This window comes from Paenibacillus lacisoli (genome assembly GCF_030580655.1).
Taxonomy (GTDB): domain Bacteria; phylum Bacillota; class Bacilli; order Paenibacillales; family Paenibacillaceae; genus Paenibacillus; species Paenibacillus lacisoli.
In genome coordinates this window covers 12550-24683 of record NZ_JAUQTB010000009.1, presented here as the reverse complement: position 1 = coordinate 24683, position 12134 = coordinate 12550, and the positions used below count along the sequence as shown (strand labels likewise).

Below are 12134 nucleotides of genomic sequence, written 5' to 3'. Positions count from 1 at the left end.
ATCAAGAGCGTAGATTCATATACATATTGAAGATTCGTTAATAAAGGAGGAGACAGAGCATGTTAAAAAAAACAGCGGTGGGCAAAGCGAAAAATAAGAGCAAGCAGGTCAAGACATCTAAAGGATATAGAGGGATTCGGGCCAGCAGCGTGGCCAAGGCCATGAAAATGATGATGAAGGCGCAAAAGCAGTTAAATACCCAAAAGTCTGTTGTGATCACCCGGAGAACAAGAAGAATAGGTACGGACCGCAATTGGGTAAACGCAATCGAAATTGAACGGAACCCGGCATGGGTCGCACCGCAGAGCGGAGAATCTTATGTCTGGGGGCAAAATGACCCGAACGGACCTGCGGCGGTGATTGCCAGAAGGTTCACGATCCGAAACGATGTTCAGAGAGCCAGCTTGTTCCTGGCCGTCGATAACTTTGCCATCGTACTGATCAACGGACGGTCTGTGCTGATTGATAATCCTCAAGCGAACAATTCTTTCTTTAATCCGGGTAGAACCTTTAACATCCGAAAATTCCTTCGTTCAGGCAGTAATGATATTGTCATCGCAGCCTTTAATTTCCCATCCAATGCGAACCGCAGCGCTGACAATCCTGCGGGTGTCCTGGCACGTCTCGAGATCGAGCTGGATTAAACCGGCTGTACCGATGCTTGAATGCCCTGTCTATTGCGTAACAGGTATAAAGAATTGAATCCGGTTTGTCTGTATTGAAAAAAGGCACCGGCGTTCCAGACAAGCAGGAATGCCGGTGCCTTTTTATTGCATTTTGAAAAAAAATGTCTTTTCTAAATAAACAGATTGTGTCCGGTCTGATCCGCTTTACCCAGATAAGCACCAACACCGCCGTACCCGATCCCTTCGATCAGCTCGGCCCGGTCAATGCCCATCAGGTCCATCGACATTTGACAGGCAATAATTTCGACCCCCTGGTCGATCGCTGTCTGAATGAGCTCTTCCAGTGAAGGCACATTTTTACTCTTCATGAGGGAGCGGATCATCTGCGGCCCCATGCCAAGCATGTTCATTTTAGACATCGACAGCCTGCGGCTGCCGCGCGGCATCATAGCACCGAACATTTTACCGACCAGTCCCTTGGCGACAGGCACCTTCTCATGCTTGCGGATAATGTTCAATCCCCAGAAGGTGAAGAACATGGTGACCTTCTTGCCGCTGGCTGCTGCACCGTTGGCAATAATGAACGACGCAATGGCTTTGTCCAGATCACCGCTGAATACGACCATAGTGGTTCTATCATTAGAAACAGCCTGCGCTTCAGATGGAACCGGTGAGGAGGTCATCCCTGTATTGCCTTTGTTCAGGTACGCCTCAATGATCCCGTCCTGGCGTTTGTTCAGCTGCAGCAGCCCGTTGCGGGACATCCGCGCCCATGATTTGATGTCCTCATAGAAGCCCGGATCTGAAGCGGTCACTTTCAGAATCTGGCCATCCTCCAGCTGATCCATGTTCTGCTTCACCTGAAGCAGGGGGCCCGGACAAGCCAGACCGCAAGCGTCGACGGTCATGTCGGCAGCTGGTATCACAGCATGCGGTGCGGAAGAATTGGATACCGAAGCGGGATGCTCCGCAGGAGCAGCGGGTTTTGCAGGTTCATTAAATCCAGTGTGCGTCTGTTCTGGCGGCTGGATATCCATGGGTTTGGCTGTATAGCGGCTCATCTGATACGTCTTGTAACCCCCGCTCAGATTTTTCACCTGGTAACCTTTCTGCTTGAGAATACGGGAAGCTGTATATCCGCGCAGGCCAACCTGGCAGTAGACCCATATTTCTCTGGAAGCGTCCAGTTCATCCAGACGGCTGCGGAGTTCATCCACCGGAATGTTAACAGCACCTTCTATGTGCCCGTTGGCAAATTCAATTTCTGTCCGTACGTCTACCAGCATGATCTTATTCGCATCATGTTGATCCAGATCGGCCGGCAGGATTACTTCGCTCATGCCGTGAAGTACATTCTCCGCTGCATAGGCGGCCATATTGACTGGATCCTTAGCCGAAGAATAAGGAGGAGCATAAGACAGCTCCAACCCGGACAGATCCGTCACCGTGCCGCGGAAGCGAATAACCGTAGCGATATCGTCGATCCGTTTATCTACCCCGTCATAACCGACAGCCTGTGCACCAAGTATCGTCCCCTTAGGGCTGAATAGCAGCTTCAGCGAAATTGGCGTTGCTCCCGGATAATAGGATGCATGGGAGCTTGGGTGCACATGAACGACATGGTGAGGAATGTTTAATTCCTGCAGTGTTTTTTCGTTGTTACCTGTAGCGGCTCCGGTTAAGCCAAAGACTTTAATAATGGACGTACCTTGTGAACCTTTATAGGCTGTGCCGAGTCCGCATACATTGTCTGCCGCGATCCGGCCCTGTTTGTTCGCTGGCCCGGCAAGCGGAATGGCTGTTTTCCGGCCGTTGACCAGGTCCGTTACCTCTACAGCATCCCCGACGGCATAAACATCCGGGAGGCTGGTCTCCATTCGTTCATTGACCACGATATGGCCTCGGGGACCGAAAGCCAGACCGCTGTCCTGCAGGAATGCTGTATCGGGCTTCACTCCAATGGCGAGCAGCACCATTTCACTTTCGAGCATGCGGCCGCTGGCCAGCTTTACACGAATCCGGCGGGCTGTTTCTTCGAACCCTTGCACCATATCGGAGAAGAGCAGCCGTACGCCGCGGTCCTCCAGCTCCTTGGCCAGAACAGAAGCCATCTCCGGATCGAACGGAGCCAGAATCTGGCTGCCTGCCTGGATCAGTGTAACATCAAGCCCGGCTTCTCGAAGGTTCTCAGCCATCTCGACACCAATAAAACCGCCGCCAATAACGATAGCAGAACGTGTACCTTCTTCATGTACCTTAGCTTTAATCCGGTCTGTATCCGGAATGTTGCGCAGTGTGTGAATCTTATCGCTTGTCACTCCCGGCCATTCAGGAACCACGGGTTTGGCCCCCGGAGACAGAATCAGCGCATCATAACTTTCCTCATATTCGCCGCGCTCTTGGCTCTGTACACGTACTTTTTTATGCACAGGGTCAACAGAAACCACTTCACTCTGTGTGCGGATATCGATATTGAAGCGCCGGTGCATGGCTTCCGGTGTCTGCACGAGCAGCTTGGAGCGGTCCTGAATGGATCCTCCGATATAATAGGGGAGCCCGCAGTTGGCAAACGAAATATACGGGTCCCGCTCGAACATGACGATATGGGCTTCCTCATCTAACCGGCGAAGTCTTGCAGCAGCAGATGCGCCTCCGGCGACACCGCCGACGATTAATACTTTTTTACTCATGATGACTGATCTCTCCTAGAAATAAAGTAATTAACTGCTTAACCTTCTCATCTTTGACGGAATAATTGATCTCCAGGCCGTTACGTTCGCTCTCGACAATACCAAGGGAACGGAGCTTTTGCAGATGCTGGGATACGGTGGACTGTGGAAGCTCCAGACATTCTTGCATATAGGAAACGTTGCAGCTGCCTTTCTCGATCAAGCCTCGGAGAATGCAGAGCCGCACGGGATGGGCGATGGCTTTCAAAATGTCTGCGGTTTGGTTGTAGGCTTTGAAATTGCTATTCATGACGCCCTCCTTAATATTTGTTTATCGTTATATTCGAATAATACGATATATTGTACAGAATTACAAGTTAGTTTTTATTGGGAACAGAGTAGTGCCAGATCGATTTGCATCTGAATCTGAGCTTTATAAAGTCGATACACTAAAACGAAGTTAAAACCAGGAAAGCATTTATAATCAAACGGGGAACGAATTGTAGACACTGCGATCGAACAGCTGATGGCTGTATTTGTAGCTTCAGTGATTCAATTTAAAAAAAGTCAGCCGATCCGAACGATCGGCTGACTTTTTGATGAGGTCTTAAACACGTACAGAGTGCCTGCCTGGTACATGCATCCCGGTTATACTTGCCCTGTCTTTGACGTTCTATTGCTGGGTGCGAACCAGCCGAGGAGTGCAATGGATAGAAGGACTATATAGAACACAACGGTCCAGCCTGTGCTGTGCGGAAAATCGTGATTCAATATTCCGATGTCCTCATGGGCCAGCGTAATGACGGCCAGCTTAACCCCAACCCAGGCAACAATGGCATAGGCTGTCGTTTCCAGAGCAGGGCGCTGGGACAGTAGACGTACGAACCAGCTGGCTGCAAACTTAATCAAAATTAGACCCGCAACTCCGCCAAGCACCACAACGATAAATTGTCCGCCGTCCATCCCTCCAAATTCGCCTAGCGGTGAATCCGGGAGACCGAGCGCAAGGGCAACCGCCGCCAGAATGGAATCAATCGCGAAGGCGAGATCAGCAAGCGCGATTTTTCCCACTGTTGGCCAAAAATCTTTCCCTTCACCTTCCCGTCTCGTTTCCTTGTCTATACTCTTGTTTTTCTTGCCGAAGCGGGCCTGGATGATGTGTTTGATACCAAGGTACAGAAGGTAAGCTGCACCAATTGCCTGTACCCACCAGGCATTGGCGATGAAAGAAATGGCAAACAATGCGGCAAAGCGAAAAACAAAGGCCATAATAATTCCGTAATTGAGTGCGCGTTTCTTTTGTTTTTCCGGCAAGTTCTTAGCAATAACCGCCAGCACCAGTGCGTTATCCGCTGACAGCAGTCCTTCCAGTCCGATCAAAATAAGCAGAGCCCAAGCATATTCCAGCCACAATGCATCCAATTTGTTGTCCTCCCCCGTGCCCGGCCCCAGTGATATTCAGTATGTGTAAAACGGCGAATCAGGCTGTATAGCAGTATCATTTACTTGCTCAGCAATAGTATACAAAGTTCATGCGGACAATATGCCGGGCAGAACAGGAGTTGGATCGAACAGCGGATGGACAAAACCGGAAGGCTGATGCTAGTTTTTCATACGCAGACCCTGGCTTTCTGGGTGGCTTCAGGGTGGCTTCAGGGTGAGGTTTTGGCCAGATCTGCCGCCTGCTGTGGAGTCAGCGCTCCCTCATAGAGGGTCAGCTCGTCGATCAGTCCCTGAAACGGCGGATCCCACCAGTTCACACCAAGACTGAAGGTGCCGCCCGGACCGGTGAACAAGTCCTTAAAATGGGAACCTGTAAACTTGGCGACGCCATTCACGTAGACGGTCAGCGTACCGCGGTCTACCGAGAAGGCTAATTGTGTCCATTCACCGGCCTGGATAGCAGGCCCTGCGGCTGCATCATACCAGGTTTCGCTGCCGGACCAGACCATCGTCTGATTGGACGCAGGTCCCATCGGAACGACACTGACCCAATTAGTGCTGTCTTTGGCGCCAAAGAAGGTGGTGGTGTATAGAGACAGCTGCTCCGGCTTGACCCAGAGGGATACTGAATATGAACTGCTGCTGATAAGCCCGTCCGGAAGACGGATGCCGCTTGCTCCGTCAAAGGATGCCGCTTTACCCTGATGTCCGTCCGTATAGGTGATCTTCCCGCCGGTTTGGTCCAGCTTACTTCCGGTTATCGTACCGGCTGCGTAAGAACCTGTTCCGTCCTTCAGGTCATTCTCGAAGGAGTAGCGGGCGGTGAGCTTGGCATCTGAATAAGGAAGTACCGTAATGTCAAACCGTTTGGTTGCGGTGACCTTTCCTTTGGTGATGATAGCTGTGAGCACAACACTTTTATTCCCCGAACCGGATGCCGGGCGATGTATTTCTCCGGCTGTGGTCACGACATCTGCGTTGGATGTCGTCCAGGAGATGGTCGTCTGACGGCTGCCTTCGGTAGGTAGGCTCAGATTGGCGACTACCTGGCTGGTATCCCCGAGAGTCAGGTCCTGGACAACGTCTGCCACGACTTCCCGGTCATCTTCGTTTGGCAGCTTGCTGCCCCAAATGGCAGTCCCGTCTTTGGACAAGGCGGTAAAGGTCATGACCCTCTGCTGGGAAACAGGATCCCACTGGCGCAGGAACACCCCTTCATACGTCACACCGGACAAGGTCAAGGAGGCCTGATATTGACCGGTTCGTTTCCATGTTCCCTGAACAGCCCCGGTTACAGTATTATTTTTGTTCAACGTAATCGAAGAGGCATGCTGAATATCTGCACTGTTACTGCGTCCGTGGTTGATCAACTTGTAATCACCAATAACATCCTGGCGGTCTGCTTTGCTGAGTGACTCACCTCCGTAATGGTAAGGAGCAATCAGAGGCCAGCCCTGCTCATTCATGAAGATCTGATGCACACGCAGTTCGTGCATTTCTCCGGTCTGCGGGAAACGGGAATGGAAGACGAGGTAGGCCCGGCCGGAAGCGGTATCCTGGTAGACTGAATTATGCCCTGGGGAAACATAACCAACGCCGCTGCCTGTACCCGGATCACCGACTTTTCGGTCGAAGAGATAATTGCCGATCAGCTTATTGCCGTAGGGGGCATTATCGATATTGCCTGGAAGCACAGCGTTTTGTCCCAGGCTGTCCACATACGGACCTTCCGGCTGCTTCGAACGGAATACCCGCATGTTATAGCCGCCATCAGCACCCAGCCACCCATAAGTAACATAGAGGTAGTAGTAACCGGTTTCCTTGTTGTAGACGACATACGGACCTTCGCCGGATTTACCGTAACCGCCAGCGATTTTGGTGCCGAAATAACGGTCAATTAACCGGCCGTCCTCTGTTATACCATCTTGGCCCGGGTAGATCGGCATGCCCGTACGAGGATTTACCTCCAGCTCGAATATTCCGCCTGACCATGAACCATATACCATGTGCAGCTTGCCTTTGGAGTCATAGAACAGGTTGGCGTCAATGGCGTTCGGATAAGTCAAGTTGGCGTAGGAGCCATCGGCGTTAAACCACTCTGGACGGGGATTGGAGAAGGTGCCGCTGCGGATTAGCTTGCTGATATTGGTGTTGGTCCATTTTTTATTAATGACACTGTCTTTATCTTTGGCATCGTCTCTGGTGAAACCGGAATACACGACTGTACCGCCATAGGTATACGGACCTTCAATCTGCTTCGACACGGCAAAACCGATCGCTGAACGGATATAAGTGGATGAAGCGCTGTAATACATCATATAAGCGCCCTTGGAGCCGTCCGGATGGAGATAATCCTTGTTCCAGAATACGTCTGGTGCCCAGACAGCATAGCCGCCCTTGCTGTCAGAATCGTTCCGGCCAGCCCAGGCAAAAGATTCTGACAGATTGGCAGACAGGTCGCCATACAGCGTGTTGCCCGGTGTTGTATAACCATTGGTAAACCGGGTCCAGCTTATTAGATCCTTGGACTTGGCAGCCTCGATGTGAGACCCGAAGACATAGTAGCTATCCCCATCCTTGACGATGGAGGGATCGTGGACCGATACGTTCTGATAGACAGGGGCTTGTGCTGTGGTTACAGACTTGTTTGGAGTAGAGGCGGTGCCTTGGTTTCCTTCAGCCAGCAGGGTAGAAGGGACCATAATGGCAGCAGTCAATAGAGAAAGACAAATCATGCTGAGCCTACGTTTTTTGGTCATGCAGATATGCTCCTTTCGTTAATGAAAACGATTACAAATCCTGCGGATCAATAGCTGACGATGGGCCGGGATAAGGATACGGCGGTCATCTCCTCCTTATGAATCAGATATTTTGCCATTAATGTTTGTGATTATATCAACGTATTAATGTTTTTGTAAATATGATTTTATCCAAAAAGACGGCCCTGCCGCATAGATTTCTCTAGGACAGGGCCGCCTTGCGTCTTTATAAGAATTATGCTTTTACAGATAATACATTTTAAAATTAATATCCTGTGCGTGATTCCCGAATTTCCTGCCAAAAATCGTCGCACCGCCCACATGAGCTGCATCCTCTTTGACTTCAATACGGAAGGTCCATCGGTCACAGCCGGTATCCAGATCGTCAACAGATAAGGCTGACATCAGGTCCCCGTCCATATACGTACCGTGATTCGTAATCCGGATCGTCTTCAGCAGTCCGTATTGATTCAGATTACTCGGCCACCAATCCGGATTTAACTTCCCCCTGGTATCTGCATAATCGCCCGGGCTGGTCCAACAGCCAAGCTCGTGCCCATTCAACGTAAAAGTGATATCAGAGGGCCACACATCGTTCGCGAACGGAAATTCAGAGGACAGCTCCATGCTGATTTCGAACTGCTGCAGCTTTTCGTCCTGTTGGAGGAAGTTGGCAATCTGATATTGGATAAAGCCTTTGGTAAACCAAAGAATTTGGGCTTCCACCCGCTTGGGGTCCATAAAGTATTTCGGTTCATCGACAGGCCCGATAAAATCCTTCTCCGAAGCAAGCCCGCAGGTCGGCTTCAGGTCAAAATCCGTATAGTGCCCGATCGGAACCGACGTCTTGTAGGAGGCGAAGGAGTGAAATATTTTCTTCGGGAAATTAATCTCGATATGATCCACCTTGAGGATTGATATCTTCTGCAGGCCGGATTTGCCCGGGATTTTCTCGGTCCGTATAATACCGGCATCTTCCAGCTTCTGTACATGTTTGGTTACGATCGGACTGCTGATCTGCAGTTCTTCTGCAAGCTCTTTGATATTCATTTTATTATTGGACAGAAGCTGTATAATGCGAATCCGTACTTCACTGGCAAGAGCTTCATAGACGACCAATGAGGAGTTATCGATTTCAAGCTGCACAGGGGTCACTTCTTTCTCTATATATTCGAGATACACATAACATGGATCATAACATAATATCCAGGTTTGTCGAGTTGATATTAATAATATTATTCACTGAATAACTTTTAATTCGACTTATTTAACATTTTAGTGAATCCGATTGTTAATTAGTCTATTAATATTCATGATTGTTTTATAAAATGGTTATTGACACCGTTTTCATGGCAGAAGTATACTGAACCCAAGTCATTTGATTCATAAAAATATTCTGTAGTTAACCATATTGTTAATTAACAGAAGCAGGAGGAGAAAGTTTTGAAAAAAAAGATGGGTCTTTTTATCATGCTTGTCCTTTTAACAACAATGGTATTATCCGGGTGCGGCAGCGACAAGAACACGATCACATTCTGGACCCCGCTGACCGGGGATGACGGAGCGTACATGGACCAGTTGGTCAAAGACTACAACGCCACCAATCCGGAGATCAAAGTCAAACACGTCGTCACCTCGGATATGTACACCAAGCTGTCCACGGTATTGAACTCGGGCAAAGGTGTACCGGATCTGTCGATTATCCATGCTGACCGTGTACCTGGGTATGTGAAGCAGGGACTGATTCAACCGATGACTAATGTGATGAAAGCACAGCCGGAGCTCAAGCAGGACAACTATCTTCCGCAAGCCTGGTCGGTGGGCAATATGGATAACACGCAGTATACGATTCCGCTCGATATTCATAGTGTTGTGATGTATTACAACAAAGACCTGCTTAAGAAGTACAACGCTGAACATTTCCTCGATGACAATGTCATCACCCTAGATGAGATGATGTCCCTTCAAGGCAAGCTGGACAAGGGCGACTATGTCGTCAACGATGCGCTGCTCAGCTGGGTGATCCTGTCCCAGATTCAGAATTTCAATGGTGATATTGAAGAGAATGGCAAACCTGCGGTTGATACCCCTGTCATGAAACAGGCGTTCGAAGCCGTCAAGAAAATCAATGATGCGGGTCTGATGACCCCGAATGGGGAAGACGGTTATCTGATGTTCCAATCCGGCAATGTGCTGTTCTCCACTGACGGAACCTGGAGCTCCACGGCCCATGCCAAAGTCGAAGGACTGAACTTCGGTGTAACGAACGTCTACTCTCCTTCAGCCGACAAGTTTACGAACCGGGCTTCCTCCCACCTGTTCGCGATGCTGAAGAATGACAAAAGAACCGACGAGAAGGAGCAGGGGATTGCCAGCTTCCTCGAATTCATTCGTACCCATTCCATCAAATGGGCTGAAGCCGGCCAGATCGTAGCGAGTAAGAACATCAACGAGAGCCCGGAATACCAGAAATACATGCAGTCCTATTTCACCAAGGATGAGAAAGAAATTAAGTCACTTCATATATACACCTATGAGTACTATCCATATATTGCGGAAGCTCTGGATACGTATTCCGGTGATATAGTCCGCGGGAAAACGCCGATTGATGAAGGGCTGAAGACGATTCAGAAGACTGTCGAGGACAAAATTGCTCAAAGCGGCCAAAGTACGACGAAGTAAACAGGCGGCTGGTGATGTGCCATGGATGCGGTATGCTCAAGTGGCACATTCACCTCTTGGGAAAGGAGAAAGGGCATGACGAAGAGATTCAAGCTGGCACCCGTATTTTTTGTTGGTCCGCATTTGATTTTATTCATTATTTTCATCCTTCTGCCAACGATCTACGGGATATATGCCTCATTCACACAATGGAATTTGATTGGCGACCCGGTGTGGGTGGGACTGGATAACTACAGGACGATCCTGTTTGACACAAGCTCAACGTTCCATAACCAGTTTACGAACGGGATGTGGAACACATTTATTTTCGTGATCCTCAGTGTACCGCTTCTGATTGTCATTCCGCTGATGATTGCGGTAGCTCTGGAGCATAAGGGAGTAAAGGGCAAAAGTCTGATTCAATCCATCATCTATATTCCTGGTCTAATCTCCATTTCCGCTGCCGCTCTGATCTGGGCACTTATCTTCAACAAGCAGTTGGGGATTACCGGGAATGTATTCGGCTCGGAGACCGTGTGGGCGGCGAATCAGCCTTACGCCTGGATTATCATTGTCGTATTAACGATCTGGGGCGGCGTTGGCGGGAACATGATCATTTACCGTGCATCCCTCAGCGGGGTAGCCAAGGATTTGTATGAATCCGCAGAAATGGACGGAGCAGGCGCGATCCGCAGATTCACCAGCATAACGATTCCTTCTATTCGATTCCCGCTGATCTATACGTTCGTCATGACGACAGCCGGAGCCTTTAACGTATTCGGGCAGCCGCTGATGATGACCAAGGGCGGCCCGCAGGAAGGGACAACGGTGCTAATGATGTATATTCGCAGACTGGCGTTTGGCAGCGGGGAATCCATTGCCGGAATGGCCTCTGCGATGGCAGTCCTGCTCGGACTTGTCATTCTCGTCATTTCCGCGCTCCAGTATTATGTGATGAACCGGAATGCTAATTAATTGCAAGCGGCAGCATGGATTTGATAAAAGGGCAGGTGTAACGGAATGGCAAACCAGGTTGGCTTAGAAAAGGACCTTCCGATGGTCCGGTCAGCAAGCATCCGAAGATCTCCGCGTTCCGGCGGGATCTCCAAATATATGGCATACTTGTTTCTCATCGTAATCTGTCTCATCTGGGCGGTTCCCATCCTATTCGGGATCACGACCTCCTTCCGCTCCCAGACCGAAGTGGTCTCTGCGGGATTCCGGCTTTTCCCCGAGAGCTGGAACTTTGAGAACTACACAGCAATTCTCGATAACACTTCAACGGCACCTATTCTGCAGTGGCTGTGGAACTCGGTGTTTATCGCAACGCTGCACACGCTGCTGGTCGTCGTCGTCATTTCAATTACAGGGTATGGTTATTCGCGTATGAACTTCAAAGGGAGAGATGCATTATTCTTCACCTTACTAGGCATATCGTTCTTCCCGGGTGTTGTGAACCTTATTCCTTCCTATAAAATTATCGATGCTCTCGGCTGGGTGAACACATCTTGGGCGATGATTATTCCGGGGCTTGCAGGGATGGGGAATATCTTTCTCGTGCGTCAGTTCATGAACGGCATTCCAAAAGACCTCGACGAATCCGCACGTGTGGATGGTGCCAGTGATTTCCGTATTTACTTTTCGATCATTCTGCCATTGGTGAAGCCGGTGCTGATTGTGTGTGCGCTGTTTTCCTTTACAGGGTCCTGGAATGATTTCCTGTGGCCAGTCATCGTGTATACGGACGTAGAGAAGATGCCGGTAACCGCCGGTCTGCTGCTCCTGCAGGATATATACGGCAACTACCGGATGATCGGACAGCTGATGGGTTCAGCAATTCTGGCCATCATTCCGACACTGCTGCTGTTCCTGTTCGCGCAGAAGTATTTTGTTCAGTCTATTAATCTGAATTCAGGTATCAAGGGTTAGACATGAAGTCATCTAGTTATTAAAAAACACACTGTGCAGCTCAAGCG

General features: G+C 49.7%; 9 protein-coding genes. 4 read left to right on the top strand and 5 right to left on the bottom strand.

Translation table 11 applies throughout. The features are described 5' to 3' along the window. Positions 1–59 precede the first annotated feature (59 nt). Complete coding sequence (locus tag Q5741_RS14910) at positions 60–644, top strand: hypothetical protein (protein WP_305024904.1); 585 nt, start codon at positions 60–62, stop codon at positions 642–644. A gap of 152 nt (positions 645–796) precedes the next feature. Here the strand turns inward: Q5741_RS14910 and Q5741_RS14905 are convergent, their stop codons facing one another. From Q5741_RS14905 to Q5741_RS14885, 5 genes are all read right to left on the bottom strand, one after another. Then, a complete protein-coding gene (locus Q5741_RS14905; protein WP_305024903.1) occupies positions 797–3316 on the bottom strand; it encodes an FAD-dependent oxidoreductase in 2520 nt (839 codons plus the stop codon). Further along, complete coding sequence (locus Q5741_RS14900) at positions 3309–3605, bottom strand: ArsR/SmtB family transcription factor (RefSeq protein WP_305024902.1); 297 nt, start codon at positions 3603–3605, stop codon at positions 3309–3311. Before Q5741_RS14900 ends, Q5741_RS14905 begins: the two co-directional genes overlap by 8 nt. Positions 3606–3943: 338 nt before the next feature. Beyond that, positions 3944–4717, bottom strand: a complete 774-nt coding sequence (locus tag Q5741_RS14895) for a TerC family protein (RefSeq protein ID WP_305024901.1) — start codon at positions 4715–4717, stop codon at positions 3944–3946. 230 nt (positions 4718–4947) lie between these two features. After that, complete coding sequence (locus Q5741_RS14890) at positions 4948–7497, bottom strand: LamG-like jellyroll fold domain-containing protein (protein WP_305024900.1); 2550 nt, start codon at positions 7495–7497, stop codon at positions 4948–4950. Between the two features lie 243 nt (positions 7498–7740). Further along, the gene (locus Q5741_RS14885; RefSeq protein ID WP_305024899.1) at positions 7741–8643 is read right to left on the bottom strand and encodes an ArsR/SmtB family transcription factor; all 903 of its coding nucleotides are present in this window, start codon (positions 8641–8643) and stop codon (positions 7741–7743) included. Between the two features lie 297 nt (positions 8644–8940). Between Q5741_RS14885 and Q5741_RS14880 the strand changes: the two genes are divergently transcribed. The 3 genes from Q5741_RS14880 to Q5741_RS14870 all read left to right on the top strand — a co-directional run bounded on the left by Q5741_RS14880 (position 8941) and on the right by Q5741_RS14870 (position 12087). Continuing rightward, entirely contained in the window at positions 8941–10179 is a 1239-nt protein-coding gene (locus Q5741_RS14880) for an extracellular solute-binding protein (RefSeq protein ID WP_305024898.1), read from the top strand. Positions 10180–10254: 75 nt separating this feature from the next. Next, complete coding sequence (locus Q5741_RS14875; protein WP_305024897.1) at positions 10255–11133, top strand: carbohydrate ABC transporter permease; 879 nt, start codon at positions 10255–10257, stop codon at positions 11131–11133. Between the two features lie 81 nt (positions 11134–11214). Next, positions 11215–12087: a carbohydrate ABC transporter permease gene (locus tag Q5741_RS14870; RefSeq protein ID WP_407074366.1), complete on the top strand. Its 873-nt coding sequence runs from the start codon at positions 11215–11217 to the stop codon at positions 12085–12087. The last annotated feature ends 47 nt before the right edge of the window (positions 12088–12134 follow it).